The organism is Lysobacter sp. BMK333-48F3, from assembly GCF_019733395.1.
Lineage (GTDB): Bacteria > Pseudomonadota > Gammaproteobacteria > Xanthomonadales > Xanthomonadaceae > Lysobacter.
In genome coordinates, this window is record NZ_JAIHOO010000001.1 from 3,996,511 (window position 1) to 4,017,921 (window position 21,411).

Consider the following 21,411-nt stretch of genomic DNA (forward strand, 5'->3'; position numbering starts at 1 on the left):
TGAGGCGTGGATGAGAAGACTCAGACGTCGATCTGGCCGGCGATCTGCTGGATGCGCAGGACCACGAACTCGGCCGGTTTCAGCGGCGCGAAGCCGACCACGACGTTGACCACGCCGAGATTGATGTCGTTCTGGGTAGTGGTGTCCTTGTCGCAGCGGACGAAGTAGGCGTCGCGCGCGGAGCTGCCCTGGAACGCGCCCTGGCGGAACAGGTTGTTCATGAACGCGCCGACGTTGAGGCGGATCTGCGCCCACAGCGGTTCGTCGTTGGGCTCGAACACCACCCACTTCAGGCCGCGGAACAGGCTTTCCTCGATGAACAAGGCGGTGCGCCGCACCGGCGTGTACTTGTATTCGTCCGCGAGTTGGTCGGCGCCGCGCAAGGTGCGCGCGCCCCACACCACCCGGCCGCTGACCGGCATCGCGCGCAGGCAGTTGATGCCGAGCGGGTTGAGCTCGCCGTTCTCGGCATCGGTCAACGGCACCGACAGCTGGGGTACGCCGACCAGCGACGCATCCAGTCCGGCCGGCGCCTTCCACACGCCGCGCGCGGCATCGGTGCGGGCGAAGATGCCGGCGACCGCGCCGCAGGGAGCGAAGTTCTCCAGGCTGTTGTCGCGCAGCAGGTTGGGCTGGCGCAGGCGCGGGAAGAAGATCGCCGCGTTGCGGCTCTTCGGGTCGGCGACCGCGTCCAGCCCGGCGATCGCCGCTTCCTTGGTGTTCCAGGCGCTGGGCGGATCGATCAGGTGGAAGGCGCGGCGGCGCTCGCAATAGGCGGTCGCGGCCGAGAGCACGATCGGTTCGGCGTCGAAGTTGGCGCCGTCGTCGCTTTTGTACGGCGGGATGCACAGCAGGTTGAACAGGTCCGCCTGCTCCAGCGCGTACAGGCCCTTCTTCTGCTCCAGCCCCTGGTCGGGCAGGAAGTCCAGCGCGCGCAGGTGGCGGCCGTCGGAAGCGGCCTTGTCGGCTTCGGCGTACTTGGCAGCCAGGGCGTCGCGCTTGGCGTTCCAGGCGTCGCGCGCGGCGGCGATCTCCTGCTCGGAGGCGCCGGCCTTGATCTTGGCGTCGAGCGCGGCCTTGGCGGCAGCGACTTCGTCTTCCGCGGCGGTGACCGCGTCGGTGCCGGCGCTGACCGACGGCGGCAGATCGCCCTGGACCCGGACCAGGGCCGATTCGGCCTGCAGCACGCGGTCGATGCGGCGTGGGCTCTCGACCACGGTGACATTGAGATAAGTTTCGCTGGCGCCGCCGGGGCGGGCGTCGCGCACGGTCAGATTGAACAGGTCCGAGGGCTGCACGCCGAAGGCCTGGGCCACTTCGGCGTTGGCCGAGGCCTCGGTCCGGCCGCGCAGCTTGCCGCCCCAGGCGCCTTCGTAGGCGGCCTCCAGTTGCAGTTCGCCGATCGTCAGCGGCGCGCGCGCCGGCACCACCGCGGCCTTGGCCGCCTTGTGCACCGACAGCGGCGTCGCGTTCGGCAGCAGCGAGGCGGCCTTGGCCGCCGCGGCGACCGCGGCGGCGGCGCTCTTCTCCGGTTCGTTGGCGTAGGTGTCGGCCTTGGTCTTGGCCTTGGCCGCCGCATCGGCGGCGTCGCTGCCGTCGGTGGCGTCGGCGACCGCGTTGGCCGCGGCCTCGGCTTCCGGGCTGGCGAAGCTGGAGCCGTACAGGCGCACGATGATCGCCTGGCTGCCGCCGTTGAGGAAGAAATCGCGCACCGCATAGCCGAGCTGGCTTTGCAGCCACAGCCCGCCGAAGCGCCGCTCGAAGTCGCCGAAGCCGTTGATCACCACGGCCCGGTCGACCGGCCCGCGCAGGGCGCGGCCGACGAAGGCGGTGATCGAGGTCGCGACCCCGGTGATGGTGCGGACGCCGCTGGGAATCTCCTCGACGTAGACTCCCGGGTAGGTGAGCGCAGCTGGCATGACCATTCTCCTTGCTGGTTCGTGGAATCAGGGGGCGGGCGGCGCCGATGCGCGGCCGAGCGAATACAAAGCGGTGCCGTCGGGCAGGCGGCGCAGTTGCAGGCTGCCGTCGGCCACCAACCGTTCCAGCGCGGCCTGGATGCGCGCTTGCGCGGTGACGTAGCGCTGCTGCGGCAGCCACCAACGGGCGATGCCGTCGAGCGTGTCGGCGGCATGGGGATGGGCGCCGATGTAGCCGAGCACCGCGGCCTGGATCTCGGCATCGCCGTCTTGCGAACGCTGCGGCGTGGTCATCTGTGCGGCTCCCTGCCTCGACCGGGTCGGCCCCGACGCAGATAAAGAAAGCAATCGCCGTGCCAACCTCGCCGCGCCGGCGCGGGTCGTCCGGGTTCGGCCGCAAGTGGGTGAATCGATGGGGAATTGCGCCTGCGCCGCATTGGCGTCGCAGCGGCCGGCGATGCGCGCTGTGACGCCGTGCGGGTGCGGACGCACCCGGTGGGTGGGTGCGGTGCAGGCTAGTGGAGAGGAAAGAGCGGAGAACAACGAGTGCGGAGGAACGACTGCGGGAAGCAGGAGTAGCGTTAGGAGATATGAAGACAGACGGCGCGCTTGCGCGCGGCGCGAGCGGGGCGCTGGGGCGGGAGAACGGGCGAACCGCTCAGGCGGTGCGGGCGCGGTCGGCGTGCAGGCCGTGGCGCTTGAGCAGCTTGCCCAGGTGGCGGCGCTCGGTGCGGGAGATTTCCGCGGCGTGGCTGATGTTGCCGTTGGCTTGTTGCATCAGGCCGATCAGATAGCTGCGTTCGAAGGCCAGGATCGCGCGGCGCTTGGCGCCGGCGTAGCCGAGATCGCGGACGTCGTCGATGCCGGGCGCGGCCGGCGCGCTCGCGGCGGCGTCGTCGGCCGCCGCCGCGGCCAGCCCGAGTTCGTCGGCGCCGATCTGCGGCCGGTCCGAGCGCAGGCAGGCGCGCAGGATCACGTTCTCCAGTTCGCGCACGTTGCCGGGCCAGGAATGCCGGGCCAGCGCCTGCAGGGCCTGCGCGCTCCATTCGCGCGGCGGCATGTCGTGTTCGCGCAGGGTCCGCTGCAACAGATGCCGGGCGAGCAGGACCAGGTCCTCGCCGCGCTCGCGCAACGGCGGCAGCGCTACATGCAGGGCGTCCAGGCGGTACAGCAGATCGCTGCGGAACCGGCCGGCCTCGACCGCCGCGGGCAGCGAGGCGTTGGTCGCGGCGACGATGCGCACGTCGGCCGAACGCAAGGGCCGTTCGCCGAGCGCGCGGAACTCGCCGTTCTGCAACAGGCGCAGCAGGATGGTCTGGGCGCGCGCCGACAGCGAGTCGATCTCGTCCAGGAACAAGGTGCCGCCGCGCGCGTACTCGACCAGGCCCGGCTCGCTGGTGCGCGCATCGGTGAAGGCGCCGCGGCGGTGGCCGAACAGTTCCGATTCCAGCAAGGCGTCGGGCAGGGCGCCGCAGTTGACCGGTACGAACGGCCCCAGGTGGCGCGCGCTGGCGTAATGGACCTCGCGCGCGGCCAGTTCCTTGCCGGTGCCGGTCTCGCCTTCGATCAGGATCGGCGCGTTGCAGCCGGCGTAGCGACGCAGCAGACGCCGGATCGCCTGGATCGGCTCGGAGTCGCCGATCATCGGCGTATGCGGTCCTGCCGGCTTCGTCGCGGAAGTCCGTGGCATGGGGACATCTTCCTTGTCGCAGGGTCAACGGCGCTGGCAGGCGGCGCCGAAGCGGGGGAGCGGACCGCGAGCGGTCACCTGCTAGCGAACGCGGGCGATGACGCGCGGCGGCCAAGCCGGGCATGTTGCGCCGGCGATACCACTGGGCCGCTGGGCCGTCGGGCCGCCGCGCTGCGGCGGACGGCACGGGCGCTGTCCGGTCGCGCCCGCCGGCGACGTCGTTGCCAATGAGGCGCCGGCTGCCGGCGCGAGCCGCAACGGCGGCGCGTCGCAGCGACGGGACGATGCGTAACGGCGTCGAAAATCGTCGAACTTGCGCTTGCAGGGAGTGCAGGCCGCGCTCACGCCGCCGCTGCGAACGGCAGCGGCGCAGGGGCGCGCGCGCTTGCGCGGGCGTGCGGCGGCCGCTAGCGTGGCGGCGGCCCGCGCTACGCGCTTTCGCCCGATCGCTCACATGACCTCACGCCGCCGTTTCCTGCAACAGTCCTTGCTTGCCGCCGCCGCGACCGCCTTGCCGGCTGCGTCGTCGGCGGCTGCGTCGATGTCGACGTCTTCGGATGGCCGCGCCGCGCCGGGCGACGGCGCGCGGGTGGTTTCGACCTGGGACTTCGGCGTCGGCGCCAACCAGGCCGCCTGGCCGGTGCTCGCGGCCGGCGGTTCCGCGCTCGATGCGGTCGAGGCCGGCGCGCGCTGGGCCGAGGCCGACCTGTGCAACAGCACCGTCGGGCGCTGCGGCAATCCCGACCGCGACGGCGTGCTGACCCTGGACGCCAGCATCATGGACGGCGACGGCCGCTGCGGCGCGGTCGCGGCGCTGGAAGACATCGCCCACCCGGTCAGCGTGGCGCGGCGGGTGATGGAGCGCACCCCGCACGTGCTGCTGGTCGGCGCCGGCGCGCAGCAGTTCGCGCTCGAGCAAGGCTTCCCGAAAGAAGCCCTGCTGACCGACAAGGCGCGCGCGGCCTGGAACGAATGGCGCAAGACGTCCAAGTACCAGCCGCTGATCAACGCCGAACGGCTGGACAACGCCAAGCCTGGCGACAAGAGCAATCACGATACCCTGGGCATCCTGGCCATCGACCGCAGCGGCAAGCTGGCCGGCGCCTGCACCACCAGCGGCATGGCCTGGAAGCTGCGCGGCCGGGTCGGCGACAGCCCGATCGTCGGCGCCGGCCTTTACGTGGACAACGAAGTCGGCGCGGCCACCGCCTCCGGCGTCGGCGAGGAAATGCTGCGCAACGCCGCCAGCTTCCTGGTGGTCGAACTGATGCGCCAGGGCCGCAGCCCGGACGAGGCCTGCCGCGAGGCGATCGAGCGGGTGGTGCGCAAGCGCCCGCAGGCCAGCAAGACCCTGCAGGTCTGCTTCCTGGCGATCAACAAGCACGGCGAGGTCGGCGCGCACGCCTTGCACCGCGGTTTCGTCTACGCGGTCTGCGATGCGGGCAAGCGCGACGCGCTGCTGGACGCGCGCTCGGTCTACACGACCGAGCAGACCTGAGGCCGGCATGAGCGCCAAGCTGCTAGAAATTTCGGCCAATTCGCTGGCCTCCGCGCTGGCCGCGCAGGCCGGCGGCGCCGACCGGGTCGAACTGTGCGAGAACCTCGGCGAGGGCGGCACCACGCCGTCCTACGGCGCGATCGCGATCGCGCGCGATCGCCTGCGGATTCCGCTGTACGTGCTGATCCGCCCGCGCGCCGGCGACTTTCTCTACTCGGCGGACGAGCGCGCGGCGATGCGCGCCGATGTCGAAGCCTGCGTGCGCTTGGGCTGCGACGGGGTGGTGATCGGCGCGCTCGACGCCGACGGCGAAGTCGATGCGCAGACGTGCGGGGAGCTGATCGCCGCCGCCGGCCCGCTCGGCGTCACCTTCCATCGCGCCTTCGACGCCGCGGCCGACCGGGGGCGAGCGCTGGAAGCGGCGATCGCGCTGGGTTGCGAGCGCATCCTGACTTCGGGCGGCGCCGCCGATGCGGTCGCCGGCGCCGAGCGCATCGCCGCGCTGGTCGCCCAGGCGGCCGGGCGCATCGCGCTGATGGCCGGGGCCGGACTCACCGCCGACAACATCGTCGCCACGGCGCAGCGTTGCGGCGTCGAACAGGTGCACGCCTCGGCCAAGGCGCCGCGGCGCTCGGCGATGCGCTATCGCAACGACGATCTGCCCGGCCTGTCGCCGGATTGGGTGCAGAGCGACGAAGCCCGGGTGCGGGCGCTGGTGCGGGCGCTGCGCGGGTAAACGGCCGGAGCGTCGGACGATGGGTTACGAATACAGGGCGATGCCCGACGATCCCGCCGACTACCGGCGGCGGCGCGAGGCCCTGTTGCTGCAGGTCGAGTCCCTGCCGACCTTCGCCGGCCGCGGCGGACCCGATCAGGTTGGGCTGGACGACGCTCCGCAGCCGTTGCGCAACCGGCGCTGGGGCGATCCGGTGCAACTGTGGTTCGAGCCCGATCACGTGCACGTGCTCTGTGCCGGCGCCTTGAGCGAGGCCTTGCGCGTCGATTTGCGCGAGCTGTTGCGGATGATCGGCGGGCGTTACGTGGACGACGACGGCGAGCCGGCGGCGTTCTGAGTCCGACCCGGGGCAGGGTGCGAGGACCGTTGCGACCGCCAACGGCTCAGGCCGGCGTCGCGAAAGGATCCGCCGCGCCCTCCCAGGTGCACAGGATCAACCAAGCGCCTTCGTCGCCGGCATCGGCGACGAAGGCGTCCCAGACCGCGCCCAGCGCCGGGCGCAGCGGCGCGTGGATATCGCGCGACAGGCGCCGCCAGCGCGGCGCTGCGCCGGCCAGCGCATCCAGGCGGGCGACGAACTCTTCGAACAGCGCACCGTTGAGCCAGGACTGGGTCGCCGCGCCGCGCATCGGCTTGAGCAGCCAGCGGCGCAGATCGTCCGGCGTCTGCGGCTGCGCCGGGGGCAGCGCGCAGTCGCGCGGGCTCAACCGCAACAGGGCGCAGACCTCGCCAAGCCGGTCGGGCGCCTGGGGGCGCAGATCCAGGCAGTGGAAACGGCTGCCGTCGTCCTTGCGCGCAGCGATCGCGTCCAGCAGCCGGCCGAGCTGGTCGGTCGGAGTAGGGCTCAGTGCGCTCATCGTCGTGCCGGAGGCGAGGGCGGGATTTCATTGTCGACGATGCGGCCCGGTACGGACAGCGCAGGGGACGGATTCGCGCGAGTAAACGGTTACCGCTGGATGACCGTGTGCCGGCCGGCACACGGAGCCGGAGACACCGGCTTGCGGCCAAGTCCGGCAAAACAAGGGTTTGCCGGAACTCGTCGTTCCGGACCGAGACCTAGCACACGGGTATTGCTGCGCCGCGTCATGCAAGGTCCGAGTCGGTTGTGGTTAATTTAGATCGATCCAATTTGGGGGTTGGGTCTGCCGCTTCGGGTGCGCTCCGGATTCCTGTACCCGTAGAGGCCGGAATTTAGATCGATAGAAAAGCAGTCCGGGGCCAGGGACGGTCGCCTTTGCAGTCCACTTTCTCTCTTGGGGAGCACCGCGTATGAGCCATTCCACCTTGCGACGCAGCGCGCTGACCGGCGCTTTGCTGTCGATCCTGTTCGCGCCCGTCCTCGCGCAAGCCCAGACGGGCGAAGCCGCCGATGCCGGCGCGCAAGCGAGCAAGCCTACCGAAATCGACAAGGTCACCGTGACCGGCTCGCGCATCAAGCGCGCCGAGATCGAAGGCCCGGCGCCGGTGTTCACCATCACCGCCGCGCAGATCGAGAAGGAAGGCTTCACCACCGTCTACGACGCGCTGACCACGCTGACCGAAGCGATGGGCACGGTCGAGTCCGACATCGCCTGGGGCCAGCACACCGTCAACGCCAGCCCGCTCAACCTGCGCAACATGGGCCCGGGCCGCAGCCTGCTGCTGATCAACGGCCGCCGCGTGGTCGACTACCCGCTGCCGTACCAGGGCAAGAGCAACTTCGCCAACTACAACAACATCCCGACCGCGATCGTCGAGCGGATCGAAGTGCTGGCCAGCGGCGCTTCGGCGATCTACGGCTCCGACGCGGTCGCGGGCGTGATCAACGTGATCTTGAAGAAGGAATTCCAGGGCGACCAGGTCAAGCTGCGCGGCGGCACCTCGACCCGCGGCGGCCGCGACCAGATGGACCTGTCCTGGGCCGGCGGCCGCAGCGGCGACAACTGGAACGTGACCTACTCGCTGCAGTGGTTCCACCGCGAGGCGCTGCCGGCGGGCGAGCGTCCGTTCATGGATTCGGACTTCGACGCGCCGCCGCAATCGCTGAACCCGCAGGACCGCAAGGTCGGCATCCTGCCCTCGGTCGGCATCCGCATGTTCAACGCCGGCACCGGCCAGCGCATGATGCCGCCGGCCGGCGCCTGCGATCAGTACAACGGCGAATTCTTCCTGCAGAACCGCCGCACTTACAACCGCAACGCCAACACCATCAGCAACACCGGCTGGCAGTGCGGCCAGAACGCGGCCTACCAGCACTGGACCCTGCGCAACGGCAGCGACGACAAGTCGGGTTACGTCTACGGCAACTACGACTTCGAAAACGGCCTGCAGGGCTGGGCCAGCATCGGCGTGTGGAGCTCGCGCGGCGAGAACATGACCTTCATGCCGGCGTGGAGCTCCAACGGCACCTATCGCGACGTCGGCCTCAACGCCGACCTCGACCTGGTCAAGCGCTTCACCCCGCAGGAAATCGGCGGCGCCGAGGGCGGCTACACCCATTCCGACGAACTGTCCTGGGACGTGTCGGCCGGCCTGCGCGGCCAGTTCGGCGATCGTTTCGACTGGGATTTCAGCATCGGCCGCGCCGAATACCGGGTCGACGAGAAGTTCCCGGCGATCGTCTACGCCGACGCCGACCGCTACTTCCTCGGCCCGAACCGCGACCGCCTCGACCAGAGCCGGTTCTGGAACCCGATCTCGCCGCAGGACTACGCCTCGATCTCGACCCGCGGCAAGAACCGCGCCGAGTCCTGGCTGACCTCGGCCAACTTCATCGTCAGCGGCGACCTGTTCGAAGGCTGGGCCGGCCCGATCGGCTTCGCCGCGCAGTTGGAAGCGGCCAAGCAGGGCTATCGCCTGGCGCCGGACCCGAACACCCTGGGCGCCAATCCGAAGTACGACCAGACCGCCAACATCGACCTGGGCTCGGGCTCGCGCAACCACTACGCCGCCGGCGTCGAGTTCAAGATCCCGCTGCTGGAGTCGCTGACCGCTTCGCTGGCCGCGCGCTACGACAAGTACGACGCGGTCTCCGGCGATGCCGCCACGACCTACAACGCCGGCCTGGAATGGCGTCCGTTCAGCAACCTGCTGGTGCGCGGCACCTACGCCACCAGCTTCCGCGCCCCGGACATGCACTTCGTCTACGCGACCCCGAGCACCTCGGTGTCCGACCAGACCGACTACCTGAACTGCCTGCGCGCGGGCCAGCAGGGCAACTGCACCTGGGACGCCGGCTTCAAGGTCGAAGACGCCGAAATCTCGCGCCAGGGCACGCCCGACCTGAAGTACGAAACCGGCAACTCGTGGACCGCCGGCTTCGTCTGGGACATCGCCGAGGGCCTGTCGGTGTCGACCGACTACTGGCGCATCGAACTGGAGGACGAAATCGACGACGTCGGCGCCAACGACGTGCTGCTCGACGAAGCCTACTGCCTGACCGGCAAGACTCCGAGCGGCGAGCCGCGGGTCAGCGCGCCCAGCGGCGACCGCTGCAAGCTGCAGATCGGCCGGGTGACCCGCGCCGCCGATCCGGACGGCGCCGGCCCGCTGCTCGGCCAGGTTACCGAGATCCGCACCGGCCCGATCAACCGCGCCGCGCGCAACGTCGAAGGCGTTGACGCTTCGTTGAAGTACCGCCTGCCGACCCAGCGCTGGGGCGATTTCACCTTCGGCCTGAACTACACCAACCTGCTCAAGCTCGAGACCCGCACCGACTCCAGCGAGGAGATGCAGGACAAGCGCAACGACGAACCGCGCAGCAAGTTCCGCGGCAGCGTCAACTGGCAGCGCGACAAGTGGAACGCGACCGTCTACGCCGACCGCGTCGGCAGCGTGCCGAGCGTGCGCTTCAACGGCTGCCTGCCGTTCGCCGACGGCTACGTGCCCAGCTCGGACAACTGCCTGGACAACGACGCCGCCAGCCCGACCTTCGGCCAGAGCACCAAGAAGTACTACGGCCGGGTCGGACCGGCGATCACCTGGAATGTCAGCGCGGGCTACCAGCTGACCGAAAAGGCGCGCGTCAACGTCTACGTCAGCAATCTGTTCGACCGGGTCAACGAAGACAAGGACCCGTACAAGAAGGACTTCGCCTTCATCGCCGACCGCATCTTCAGCCCGGTCGGCCGCGAGTTCGCGATCGAGTACGTGCTGGACTTCAACTGATGCGGTAATGCCCGCCGCGGCGGCCCTGCGGGGCCGTCGCGGCGGATTCCTCATATTTTCCAACCGATGTTTCCAAGCGACGGCAGGGCGCAACCACGATGACTCGTACTCCGGTGAGGCAAGGGCAGGCTTCGGCTTTCGGCGACGGCGCGGCGACGCGGCGCAGGGGCGGAAACGGCAAGGCCTGGCTGACCGGAGCGACCGCCTTGTCGCTGGCCCTGGCCGGCGCGGCCGCGCCGGCGGCCGATCCGGCGGCCGAGGTCAACACCTTCATCGGCAGCAAGGACGACGGCAACACCTTCCCCGGCGCCTCGGCGCCGTTCGGCCTGATCCAGGTCAGCCCGATCGGCGACCACTACAGCGGCTGGCGCTACGACGATCCCAAGATCCGCGGCTTCGGCCATTCCTTCCTGTCCGGCGCCGGTTGCTGGGAGCAGGGCGGCCAGTTGTCGGTGCTGCCGACCACCGGCCAGATCGGCCCGGGCCAGCGTTTCGACACCAAGAACCCCAAGGCCTTCGATCACAAGGCCTATGCCTCGGCCTATAGCCACGACGGCGAAGTCGGCCAGGCCGGCTACTACAAGGTGCGCCTGACCGGCGAGGCGGCCGGCCCGATCGAGGCCGAAGCCACCGCGCTGACCCGCGCCGCGGCCGAGCGCTACACCTTCCCGGCCGGCGCCGCGCAGGGCACGATCCTGGTCAACACCGGCCAGGCCAACGAACGCCATCTGGTGGTCGGCAGCAATATCGAAGTGGTCGGCGACCGCGCCATCGAAGGCAAGATCGTCACCAAGAGCTTCTGCGGCGGCCAGCAGTACACCACCTGGTTCCGGATGGAATTCGACCGCCCCTTCGCCAGCCATGGCGTGTGGGACGAAACCGGCGGCCATCCCGGCGGCCGGGTCAGCATGCAGGGCGACACCCGTCCGCACGGCGCCTGGTTCAGCTTCGACACCGCCAAGGGCAAGTCGGTGACCGCGCTGAGCGCGATCTCGCACGTCGATCTCGAAGGCGCACGCCGCAACCTGCGCGACGAAGCCAGCCGCGGCGGCAAGCCGCTGAGCTTCGAGGCGATGCGCAAGCAGGCCCAGGACGCCTGGCGCCAGGAACTGAATTCGGTGCGGGTCAAGGGCGGCAGCGGCGACGACCGCACCGTGTTCTATACCGCGCTGTATCACTCGCTGCTGCAGCCGTTGACCGGCAGCGACAGCGACGGCCGTTACCGCGGCTACGACACCGAGGTCCACAAGGCCGAGGGCTGGACCTACTACGAGTACTTCTCGCTCTGGGACACCTATCGCTCGCAGAACCAGCTGCTGGCGATGCTGCGCCCGCAACGCGCGCGCGACATCGCCCAGTCGGTGTTGAAGATCCACGAGCAGAACGGCTGGCTGCCGCGCTGGGGCTACGCCAATTACGACAGCAACGTCATGACCGGCGACCCGGCGACGCCGTTCCTGGTCGACCTGTGGCGCTTCGGCGCGCTCGAAGGCCGCGAACAGCAGGCCTACGCGGCGCTGCGCCAGAACGCCTGGGGCACGCCGTCGCCCTTGGTGCGCAGCCAGGGCCGCGCCGGCAATCCGAGTTATCTCAGCCGCGGTTTCGTCCAGTACGATCGCGCTTTCCCGGCCAAGAGCATGGACGTGGATCCGCACCACGGCGGCTCCTCGACCCTGGAGTACGCCCTGGCCGACTGCTCGCTGGCGCAGATGGCGCAGGCGCTGGGCAAGAGCGACGACGCGGCCGTGCTGCGCGAACGCGGCCGCAACTGGCGCAAGGTCTGGGACGCCGATGCGGCCGACCCGGAGCTGGGCTTCCGCGGCTTCCCGCGTCCGCGCCTGGACGACGGCCGGTTCTACATCGAAGCCGACGGCGGCTACAGCCCGCGCTCGCACCACGGTTTCCACGAAGGCACCGCCTGGCAGTACCAGTGGCTAGTGCAGCAGGACGTGTCCGGCCTGGTCGCGGCGATGGGCGGCGCCGAGCAGACCGGCAAGCGTCTGGACGCGTTCTTCGCCTACGACCAATTGCAGGCCGATCCGCTCAATGCGGCGCGCAAACAGTGGGTGGTCGGGCCGTACAGCTACTACAACCAGTACCGCTACAACCCCAACAACGAGCCCGACCTGCACAGCCCGTGGATGTACACGCTGATCGGCCAGCCGTGGAAGACCGCGACCGTGCTGCGCTCGGCCCAGGCCTTGTTCACCAACGCGCCCAACGGGGTAACCGGCAACGACGACCTCGGCACCATGTCGGCCTGGTATCTGTTCAGCGCGATCGGCCTGTACCCGGCGGTGCCGGGCACCGGCGAACTGCTGTTGCACACGCCGCGCTTCGAGCAGGTCGAACTCGACTTGGGCAAGGGCAAGACCTTGCGCATCCAAGCGCCGGGCGCCGACGGCCGCAGCGTGCAGTACGTGCAAGGCGCCAAGTTCGACGGTAAGGCCCAGGACAAGGTCTGGCTGGACTGGAGCGCGTTGCGCGGCGGCGGCACCCTGCGTTTCGATCTGGGCACCCAGCCGGCGCCGGCCTGGGGCACCCAGGCCGCGGCGCTGCCGGCCTCGGCCTGCGCGGCGCCGAACTGAGGCGCGGCCTGCGATGAGGTCTCGGACCGCCGCCGCCATGTCGCCTTGCTCGCCGACGAGCGAGCGGGGCAGGGCGGACGGTTCCGGTCGAGCCGATCGCGCGCACGCGCTGCAGTCCCTGGATCCCCGCCTGCGCGGGGACGCCGCCGGGGAAGTCTTCAGGCGCCGGGACAGGCTCTCATGCCGTCATTCCCGCGCAAGCGGGAACCCAGGGCTGCACCGCGACCTACCTGCATCGTCCGAGACTCGTCCATGAAACGCACCCTGGCGAAACTGTCCCGCGCCCGCCTGTCCTGGCTGCTGTTCGGCTTGATCGGCGCCGCCGCTCCTACCGCAAGCGCCGCCGATAGCGCCGTGCCGCAAGCGCCGGCGCCGGAGTTGGTGCCGCGCCCGGCGCAGGTGCGAGCGGGCGAGGGCGAGTTCGCGCTCGGTGCGGATACCACGATCTACGCCAACAACGCCGAAGCCCGCGCCGTCGCGCGTTTGTTGCGCGACGAACTCGCACTGCGCCAGGGCCTGACCCTGACCCTGCGCGACGGCGCGCCCAAGCGGCGCAAAGGCGAGGACGAAGCGTCGGCCTATGTGCAGTTGGTCGCCGAGCCCGCGGCCGGCGGCGATGCGCGCGCCGACGAACGCTATCGGCTCGACGTCAGCGAGCGGGGCATCCGTCTGGCCGGTCCGCCGGCGGGCTTGTTCTACGGCTACCAGACCCTGCGCCAGCTGTTGCCGGCCGCGCGCGTCGACGCGCCGTTGCGCCTGCGCTCGCTGAGCATCGAGGACGCGCCGCGCTTCGTCTATCGCGGCATGCACCTGGACGTCGGCCGGCATCTGTACCCGGTCGCCTTCCTCAAGCGCTACATCGACCTGATGGCGCAGTACAAGCTCAATACCTTCCACTGGCACCTGACCGAAGACCAGGGCTGGCGGATCGAGATCAAGCGCTATCCCAAGCTGACCGCAGTCGGCGCCCAGCGCAAGGAAACCGTAGTCGGCCGCAACATCGACCCCTACGTCGGCGACGGCAAGCCCTACGGCGGTTTCTACACCCAGGACCAGGTGCGCGAGGTCGTGGCCTATGCGCGCGAACGCCATATCACGGTGATCCCGGAAATCGAAATGCCCGGGCATTCGCTGGCGGCATTGGCGGCGTATCCGGAACTGGCCTGCACGCCGGGCCCGTTCGAGGTCGGCACCAACTGGGGCGTGTACGACGACATCTACTGCCCCAAGGAAGAAACCTTCAAGTTCCTGGAGAACGTGCTCGACGAAGTGGTCGCGCTGTTTCCGGCGCCGTACCTGCACATCGGCGGCGACGAGGCGCCGAAGACCCGCTGGCAGGCCAGCGAAGTCGCGCAGGCGGTGATGCGCCGCGAAGGCCTCAGGGACGAACACGAGCTGCAGAGCTATTTCATCCGCCGGATGGAGAAGTTCCTGCACACCCGCGGCAAGCGCATCATCGGCTGGGACGAGATCCTCGAAGGCGGCCTGGCGCCGGACGCGACGGTGATGTCCTGGCGCGGCGAGGCCGGCGGGATCGCCGCCGCGCAGCAGGGCCACGACGTGATCATGAGCCCGACCCAGTGCTGTTATTTCGACTACGGCCAGGGGCCGGCGAAGTACGAGCAATGGAACCTCGGCGGCGAGCTGACCCTGGCCAAGGTCTACGGCTACGACCCGGTGCCGGCGGCGTTGAACGCGGCGCAGGCGCGGCACGTGCTGGGCGTGCAGGGCAATGTCTGGACCGAACACCTCAAGACCGAGGCGATGGTCGAATACATGGTGTTCCCGCGCCTGCTGGCCCTGGCCGAAGTCGGCTGGACCCCGCAGGCCGGGCGCGACTACGCCGATTTCGAGCGCCGGCTGCGCGGCCAGTTTCCGCATCTGGACCGGCAGGGCGTCGGCTATCGGATTCCGGCGCCGCAGGGCCTGGCCGATGTGATGCGGGTGCAGGCGGCGGGCGAGGGCGAGGAGTACCGGCACCGTTTCGAACTGACTCCGGCGGTGCCCGGGGCGAAGATCCGCTACACCCTCGACGGCAGCGAGCCGGGCGCGCGATCGGCGCTGATCGACGGGCCGCTCGAGGTCGCGGTCGCGCTCGGCCGCAGCCGCACCCTGCGCACCGTCACCGAACTCGCCGACGGCCGCCGCAGTGGGGTGCACGAGGCGGTGCTGCGTTATCGAGAGTATCTGCCGGCGTCGCCGCTGCCGCAGGCCGCGCGCGCGGGGCTGGCGTATCGGCTGTACCAGGGCAGCTACGCCTCGCTGGACGAATTCGCCCGCGCCGGCGCGCCGGCGAAGCAGGGCGCGGCGAACTCGCTGGACGTCGACGGCTACGGTCTGCAACGCCGCTACGGCCTGAGCTTCGATGGCTATGTCGAAGCGCCGGCGGACGGGGTGTACCGCTTCGCCTTGCAGGGCGACGACCGCTCGGCCTTGTACGTGGATGGAGAACCGGTGATCCGCAACGACAGCTACGACCAGACCCTGATCGGCGAAGTGCCGCTGAAACGCGGCTGGCATCGCCTGCGCCTGGATTGGTACCAGCGCGACGGCGGGCGCAGCCTGCGCCTGCAGTGGGCCGCGCCGGGCGCCGCGCTGCGCGATCTCGATCCGCAAGCCGCGCGGCACTGATTCCGGTTTTTTTTCGACAGAAGTTTAGATCGATCCAAAAACAGGCCGGCGACAGAACCGGGACCGACACGCCACGAACCGCAACTGCACACCGCAACAGACCACACGAACGCAACCTTGGCCGGAGCCCGGCCGCGATTTGGGAGGGGTACGCAGGTGAACCAGAGCAAGCAGTCCAACTTCGAGCAGCCGGCTTTCGCACAGCGCGCCGTGGGCGCCCGACCGCGCCGCGCGCGCCGCCATGCCTTGACCGCGGCGATGCTCGCCGCGCTGTACCTGCCCGGCCTCGCCGCCGCGCAGGAGGCGGCCGCCGCGGGCGAGGAGGTCAAGTCGATCGACAAGATCACCGTGACCGGTTCGCGCATCAAGCGCGCCGAGATCGAAGGCCCGGCGCCGGTGACCGTGATCAGTTCCGACCAGATCAAGCGCGAAGGCTTCGCCACCGTGTACGAGGCGCTGAGCACCCTGACCGAAGTCACCGGTTCGGTCCAGGCCGACGTCAACAAGGGCCCGACCCCCAACGCCAGCCCGCTCAACCTGCGCAACCTCGGCCCCGGCCGCACCCTGCTGCTGATCGACGGCCGCCGCGTCGCCGACTATCCGCTGCCCTACGAGGGCCGCGGCAACTTCGCCAACTTCAACAACATCCCGATGTCCGCGGTCGAGCGGATCGAGGTGCTGGCCAGCGGCGGCTCGGCGATCTACGGCTCCGACGCGATGGCCGGCGTGATCAACATCATCATGAAGAAGAACTTCAACGGCGATGAGGTCCGGATCAAGGGCGGTACGACCAGCCGCGGCGGCGGCGACTCCTTCGACCTGTCCTGGACCGGCGGCCGCACCGGCGAGAAGTGGAGCGCGACCTACGGCGTGCAGTGGAGCGGGCGCGAGACCATCTTCGCCGGCCAGCGCGGCTTCCTCGCCTCCGACCTGGAACCGGCGGCCACGGTCAAGCCGCTGGTCAACGATCCCTGGCCCTGGGTCTGGGGCGTGGAGCTGATCGACAGCGCGGCCAAGCGCCGGGTGACCCCGCCGGCCGGGGCCTGCGACCGCTTCGAAGACCTGCCGCTGCACAACTTCCTCGGCAACGAGGGCAACCCGCCCGAGTTCCCCGGCTACAGCTGCACCCAGGCGCGCGGCAACGCGCTGTGGAGCCTGCGCAACGGCTCCAACAACCTGTCGGCGTTCGGCAACTTCAGCTACGACCTCGACAACGGCATGCAGCTGTGGGCCAGCGGTTCGGTCTGGGACAGCGAAGGCGAGTCGCGCCAGGACGAGGCGCTGCGCTTCGAACTCAACCGCGGCGGCGCGTTCTACGACCAGAATACCGGCCGCAGCTACCAGGCGCGCCGCGCCTTCACCGTGCCGGAGGCCGGCGGCCGCGACCCGTTCCTGTTCTACACCAACGAGCGTTCCTGGGATCTGGCCGGCGGCGTGCGCGGCCGCTTCGGCGAACGCTTCAACTGGGACGTCACCATCGGCCGCACCGAGTACGAAGTCGACTTCAGCTTCCCCGCGGTGGTGCAGAGCGCGGTGGACGAATACTTCCTCGGCCCGCAACTGGGAACCAACGCCGGCTTGCCGGCCTACCGGTTGGACATGAACCGGTTCTGGAACCCGATGGACATCGGCACCTTCCAGAAGCTGACCACCCACGGCCACAGCCGCGCCAAATCGTGGATGAACCAGGCCCAGTTCTCGCTCAGCGGCGAGCTGTTCGACCTGCCGGCCGGCCCGGTCGGTTTCGCCGCGGTGCTCGAAGCCGGTTCGCAGGGCTATCGGCTCAATCCCGACCCGCTGACCTACGGCCCGAACAAGCAGTACGACCAGCCCGGCGGCACCAACCTCGGCGGCGGCGACCGCAAGCGCTACGCGGCCGGGGTGGAATTCAAGCTGCCGCTGTTCTCGACCCTGGACCTGACCACCGCCGGCCGCTTCGACCGCTACGACGACGACAGCCGCAAGGAAAGCAACTTCACCTGGAACGCCGGCCTGGAATGGCGGCCGATCGACAGCCTGCTGGTGCGCGGCGCCTACAACACCACCTTCCGCGCGCCGGACATGCACTACCTGTTCGCGACCAGCGGCACCGGCACCCAGGAAGACGCCGACGTGGCCACCTGCATCGCCCGCGGCCTGGGCCCGAACTGCGGCTCGCAGGCGCTGTACTACCGCCACAACATCAGCCGCACCGGCAACCTCCAGCTCGACAGCGAGACCGGCAAGTCGTGGAGCGCCGGCCTGGTCTGGGACGCGACCGACAATCTGTCGTTCAGCGCCGACTACTGGCGCATGACCATCGACAACCAGGTCCGCGATTTCAACATCGCCGACATCCTGGAGCTGGAAAGCCAGTGCATCAACGGCAAGCCGCGGCGTCCGGAAGACCGCATGCAGGTCAACCCGGGCTCGTCGACCTGCGCCAGCATCCAGTCGCGGGTGACCCGCAGCGCGCCGGGCACCAACGCCGCCGGCGTCGCCGACCCGAACTATCCGCTCGGCCAGGTGCTGTCGGTCAGCAGCGGCCCGATCAACATCGCCTACCGCGAGGTGGCCGGCGTCGACGTGTCCGCGCGCTACAAGCTGCCGGCCACCCGCTGGGGCGATTTCAGCTTCCAGCTCAACTACACCAACCAGCTCAAGAACAACGAGCAGCGCGACCCCGGCGCGCCGATGCAGGAGAACCGCGACAACGACGTGCGCACCTTCGCCCGCGCCAGCGCCAGCTGGAGCCGCGGCCCCTGGAACGCGACCTTGTTCGCCAACCGGGTCGGCCACGTCAACGGCGACAACTACAACCGCTGCGCGCCGATCCTGCCCGGCCAGACCGACACCTCCTGCCGGATGGTCGGCAAGCTCAAGGCGCCGGTGTTCTTCAACCTGACCGCCGGCTACCAGCTGACCGAGCAGGCCCGGGTCAACCTGTACATCGACAACCTGTTCGACGAGGCCGACTACAAGGACCCGTACAAGATGTTCTTCGCCTACGCCAACGAGCGCGTGTTCCCGCGCGTGGGTCGTGAAATCTCGGCCGAATTCGTTTACAAGTTCGACTGATCGCAATGCGGTTCAAGAATCGGACGCAGGGGCCGCCCGGGCCCCTGCGTGCGGCGGTAACCCCGCCGGCGGGCCGCGGCGTCCCTCTCCAGTGGCGCTGCGGAACGACGGCGGACCTCCCGGGCAAGGCGGTGTACCCCCTCGCGGCCACCCTCGGAAAGCGTGCCGCGAGGTCTTGTCCGGACCTCGGAACGGGAGCGCGGGAATGCGCGCTCCCGTTTTTTTCCGGCGCGTCTTCGCCCGGTCGCCGCCACGGCCGCCTCCGTCGCTGCGCCGGCGCGGCCCCGAATTCGCGCGCGGACCGGCTTGTGCCGGCGCGCTTCTTCTCCAACAGGTGAACCATGCCCCAGACCGCAAGGCCTTCGTCCTCCTGGCGCACGCTCGCCGCCATCGCCCTGATGCTGCTGGCGGTCGCCTCCGCCTGGACGGCCCAGGCGGCGCCGCTGGCCAGCCGCGAACTGCACGCCGGCTGGCAGTTCCGCCTGCTGCCCGGCGACCCCGAGGCGGCCGCGCACCGCGACGCCACCGATTGGCATGCCGCGCAGGTGCCCGGCCACGTCCACACCGACCTGCTCGCCGCCGGACTGATCGTCGACCCCTATGTCGGCGCGCCGGAGGCGCAATTGCAGTGGATCGGCCTGGCCGGCTGGGAGTACCGGACCCGTTTCGATCTGGACCGCGCGACGTTGGCGCGCGCGCGCAACGAACTGGTGTTCGACGGCCTGGACACGTTCGCCACCGTCTATCTCAACGGCCGCGAACTGCTGCGCGCCGACAATACCTTCCGCACCTGGCGCGCGCCGGTCGACGGCCGCCTGCGCGAACGCAGCAACGAGCTGCGCATCGTGTTCGCCTCGCCGATCCGCAAGCTGCTGCCGCAGGTGCAGGCGATGCCGAACAAGATCGCCGGCAACTATCCCTCGCCCTACGGCGACGAGCCCAAGGATGCGATGACCGGCAACTTCGCCCGCAAGCCGGGTTATCACTACGGTTGGGACTGGGGCCCGCGCTACGTCAGCGCCGGCATCTGGCGCGGCGTGCGCCTGGAAAGCTGGGATCGCCTGCGCCTGGCCGACCTGCATCTGAACCCGCAACGGATCGGCCGCGACGCGGCCGAGCTGTCGGCCGAGCTGGAGATCGTCGGCGCGCGCGCCGGCGCCGCGACCGTCGAACTGGAGTACGCAGCGCCGGACGGCGCCAGGCAGGTGCTGCGCCACGAAGTCGAGTTCAAGCCCGGCCAGAACCGGGTCTCGATCCCGGTCCGGATCGAGCGGCCGCAGCTGTGGTACCCGGTCGGCTACGGCGCGCAGCCGCTGTACGCGTTCCGCGCCACCGTGCGCGACGGCGATGCAGTGCTGGCCCAGGCCGGCCGCCGCACCGGCCTGCGCACGGTGCAGATCAAGCGCGAAAAGGACGCGCACGGCCAGGGTTTCGCCTTCGTCGTCAACGGCGTGGAAGTGTTCGCCAAGGGCGCCAACGCGATTCCGTTCGACGCGTTCCCGGCGCGGGTGAGCCGCGAGCGCCTGCGCCGCGACCTGCAGTCGGCGCGCGACGCCAACATGAACATGATCCGCAACTGGGGCGGCGGCTATTACGAGTCGGACGACTTCTTCGACATCGCCGACGAACTCGGCCTGATGGTGTGGCAGGACTTCATGTTCGGCGGCGGCATGCCGCCCGGCTACGACGCCGCGTTCCGCGCCAACGTGGTCGCCGAGGCGCGCGACAACGTGCGCCGGCTGCGCAACCATCCCAGCATCGTGCTGTGGTGCGGCAACAACGAGGAAGAGACCGCCTGGAAGGACTGGGGCCACGGCAAGAAGCTGAAAGAGGCCGACCCGGCCTTCGCCCAGACCGTGTGGGACGGCTATGTCGCGCTGTTCGGCAAGGACCTGCGCCAGGTCGTGGCCGAGGAGGGCGCCGGCGTGCCGTACTGGTCCAGTTCGCCCAGCAACGACCTGGCCGAGAAGGCCAACGACTCCAACAACGGCGACAAGCATTACTGGGACGTGTGGGGCGGGCCGGCGCTGCCGGCCACGGCCTATCTCGACGAGACCCCGCGCTTCATGTCCGAGTACGGCCTGCAGGGCTGGCCCTCGCTGCGCACCATCGGCGCGTTCGCCAAGCCGGAAGAGCAGGGCGTCGAGACGCCGGTGATCCGCGCCCACCAGAAATTCCTCGCTGGCGACGGCAATACCCGCCTGCTCAAGTACATCCGCGGCGAATACGGCGAGCCGCGCGACTTCGCCGACTTCGTCTACCTGAGCCAGCAGGTCCAGGCCGAGGGCATCGAACTGGCCGCGCTGCATCACCGCGCCTCGCGGCCGCGCACCATGGGCTCGCTGTACTGGCAGTTGAACGACGTCTGGCCGGGCGCGTCCTGGGCCAGCCTGGATTACTTCGGCCGCTGGAAGCCGCTGCATTTCCACGCCAAGCGCTTCTTCGCCGAACTGACCGTGGCGCCGCTGCGGCGGCCGGCCCAGGCGCGCACCGAACTGAGCCTGATCTCCGACCGGCAGGCGGCCGTGCCGGCGCAATGGCGCCTGCGGGTGATCGATTTCGACGGCAAGGTGCATCGCGACGAGCGCCACCCGGCGAACCTGGCCGCGGCGGCGTCCACCGCGGCCGGCGCCTGGAGCGACCAGGAACTGCTGCGTGGCGCCGATCCCAAGCGCACCGCGGCGGTGTTCGACCTGATCGTCGACGGCCGCAGCGTGTCGCGGCGTGCGGTCTACTTCGGCGAAGCCAAGACCCTGACCTGGCCGGATCCCAAGCTGCGCGCCGAGCTGCGTCGCGAGGGCGCGGGCTACGTGCTGCGCCTGCACGCCGATGCCCTCGCACGCGCAGTGTGGATCGACTTCGGCGATCGCGACGCGACCTTGGCCGACAACGCCCTGACCTTGCTGCCGGGCGAGACCGTCGAGATCGCGTTGACGTCCCCGGCCGGTCTGGACGAACTGCGCCAAGCGCTGCAATTGCGCTCCTTGCATCGCCCTTGAGCCGCAGGCTGCAAGGGTAGGAGCGGCGTCCCAGGGGATTTCCTCTGGTCACAAGCCGCGATCGCGCGCTTGCGGGTGGCGGTGAAAGCAAGAGCTAAAGCCAAAGCCAAAGCCAAAGCAAATCCCCCCTGGCCCCCCTTTTTCAAA

General features: G+C 69.8%; 12 protein-coding genes. 8 read left to right on the top strand and 4 right to left on the bottom strand.

The genetic code is table 11. The annotated features are described in order from the left end of the window. Positions 1-20: 20 nt before the first annotated feature. The 3 genes from K4L06_RS17355 to K4L06_RS17365 form a co-directional block, all read right to left on the bottom strand. On the bottom strand, positions 21-1,919 hold the full coding sequence (locus tag K4L06_RS17355) for a phage tail sheath C-terminal domain-containing protein (protein WP_221672584.1): 1,899 nt from the start codon (positions 1,917-1,919) through the stop codon (positions 21-23). Positions 1,920-1,946: 27 nt separating this feature from the next. After that, entirely contained in the window at positions 1,947-2,213 is a 267-nt protein-coding gene (locus tag K4L06_RS17360) for a hypothetical protein (RefSeq protein ID WP_221672585.1), read from the bottom strand. A gap of 364 nt (positions 2,214-2,577) precedes the next feature. Beyond that, positions 2,578-3,564 carry a sigma-54 dependent transcriptional regulator gene (locus tag K4L06_RS17365; RefSeq protein ID WP_221672586.1) on the bottom strand — a complete coding sequence of 329 codons (987 nt, stop codon included), beginning with the start codon at positions 3,562-3,564 and terminating at the stop codon, positions 2,578-2,580. A gap of 499 nt (positions 3,565-4,063) precedes the next feature. On the opposite strand from K4L06_RS17365, the gene K4L06_RS17370 reads away from it, so the two are divergent. Genes K4L06_RS17370 through K4L06_RS17380 form a run of 3 tightly spaced genes read left to right on the top strand, consistent with a single transcriptional unit; the run spans position 4,064 to position 6,180 of the window. Next, entirely contained in the window at positions 4,064-5,107 is a 1,044-nt protein-coding gene (locus K4L06_RS17370; protein WP_221672587.1) for a N(4)-(beta-N-acetylglucosaminyl)-L-asparaginase, read from the top strand. Between the two features lie 7 nt (positions 5,108-5,114). Then, positions 5,115-5,843 carry a copper homeostasis protein CutC gene (locus K4L06_RS17375; protein WP_221672588.1) on the top strand — a complete coding sequence of 243 codons (729 nt, stop codon included), beginning with the start codon at positions 5,115-5,117 and terminating at the stop codon, positions 5,841-5,843. A 40-nt stretch (positions 5,844-5,883) separates the two neighbouring features. Continuing rightward, complete coding sequence (locus K4L06_RS17380; protein ID WP_221672589.1) at positions 5,884-6,180, top strand: hypothetical protein; 297 nt, start codon at positions 5,884-5,886, stop codon at positions 6,178-6,180. A 46-nt stretch (positions 6,181-6,226) separates the two neighbouring features. Here the strand turns inward: K4L06_RS17380 and K4L06_RS17385 are convergent, their stop codons facing one another. Continuing rightward, positions 6,227-6,700, bottom strand: a complete 474-nt coding sequence (locus K4L06_RS17385; protein ID WP_221672590.1) for a hypothetical protein — start codon at positions 6,698-6,700, stop codon at positions 6,227-6,229. A 412-nt stretch (positions 6,701-7,112) separates the two neighbouring features. On the opposite strand from K4L06_RS17385, the gene K4L06_RS17390 reads away from it, so the two are divergent. From K4L06_RS17390 to K4L06_RS17410, 5 genes are all read left to right on the top strand, one after another. Next, positions 7,113-9,989: a TonB-dependent receptor gene (locus K4L06_RS17390; protein WP_221672591.1), complete on the top strand. Its 2,877-nt coding sequence runs from the start codon at positions 7,113-7,115 to the stop codon at positions 9,987-9,989. 98 nt (positions 9,990-10,087) lie between these two features. Further along, positions 10,088-12,577, top strand: a complete 2,490-nt coding sequence (locus K4L06_RS17395; protein WP_221672592.1) for a GH92 family glycosyl hydrolase — start codon at positions 10,088-10,090, stop codon at positions 12,575-12,577. A 252-nt stretch (positions 12,578-12,829) separates the two neighbouring features. Continuing rightward, positions 12,830-15,208, top strand: a complete 2,379-nt coding sequence (locus K4L06_RS17400; RefSeq protein WP_221672593.1) for a family 20 glycosylhydrolase — start codon at positions 12,830-12,832, stop codon at positions 15,206-15,208. 156 nt (positions 15,209-15,364) lie between these two features. Further along, positions 15,365-18,265 carry a TonB-dependent receptor gene (locus tag K4L06_RS17405; RefSeq protein WP_221672594.1) on the top strand — a complete coding sequence of 967 codons (2,901 nt, stop codon included), beginning with the start codon at positions 15,365-15,367 and terminating at the stop codon, positions 18,263-18,265. 341 nt (positions 18,266-18,606) lie between these two features. Further along, positions 18,607-21,264, top strand: coding sequence for a glycoside hydrolase family 2 protein (locus K4L06_RS17410; RefSeq protein WP_255595194.1), 2,658 nt, complete (start codon positions 18,607-18,609; stop codon positions 21,262-21,264). Positions 21,265-21,411: the final 147 nt, after the last annotated feature.

What these genes read in the sequence shown, in the direction of transcription:
- K4L06_RS17365 (WP_221672586.1), bottom strand. Translation starts at nt 3,564, where the DNA reads ATGATCGGCGACTCCGAGCCGATCCAGGCGATCCGGCGTCTGCTGCGT.
- K4L06_RS17410 (WP_255595194.1), top strand. Translation starts at nt 18,607, where the DNA reads ATGCCCCAGACCGCAAGGCCTTCGTCCTCCTGGCGCACGCTCGCCGCC.
- K4L06_RS17390 (WP_221672591.1), top strand. Translation starts at nt 7,113, where the DNA reads ATGAGCCATTCCACCTTGCGACGCAGCGCGCTGACCGGCGCTTTGCTG.
- K4L06_RS17370 (WP_221672587.1), top strand. Translation starts at nt 4,064, where the DNA reads ATGACCTCACGCCGCCGTTTCCTGCAACAGTCCTTGCTTGCCGCCGCC.
- K4L06_RS17360 (WP_221672585.1), bottom strand. Translation starts at nt 2,213, where the DNA reads ATGACCACGCCGCAGCGTTCGCAAGACGGCGATGCCGAGATCCAGGCC.
- K4L06_RS17400 (WP_221672593.1), top strand. Translation starts at nt 12,830, where the DNA reads ATGAAACGCACCCTGGCGAAACTGTCCCGCGCCCGCCTGTCCTGGCTG.
- K4L06_RS17395 (WP_221672592.1), top strand. Translation starts at nt 10,088, where the DNA reads ATGACTCGTACTCCGGTGAGGCAAGGGCAGGCTTCGGCTTTCGGCGAC.
- K4L06_RS17355 (WP_221672584.1), bottom strand. Translation starts at nt 1,919, where the DNA reads ATGCCAGCTGCGCTCACCTACCCGGGAGTCTACGTCGAGGAGATTCCC.
- K4L06_RS17375 (WP_221672588.1), top strand. Translation starts at nt 5,115, where the DNA reads ATGAGCGCCAAGCTGCTAGAAATTTCGGCCAATTCGCTGGCCTCCGCG.
- K4L06_RS17380 (WP_221672589.1), top strand. Translation starts at nt 5,884, where the DNA reads ATGCCCGACGATCCCGCCGACTACCGGCGGCGGCGCGAGGCCCTGTTG.
- K4L06_RS17385 (WP_221672590.1), bottom strand. Translation starts at nt 6,700, where the DNA reads ATGAGCGCACTGAGCCCTACTCCGACCGACCAGCTCGGCCGGCTGCTG.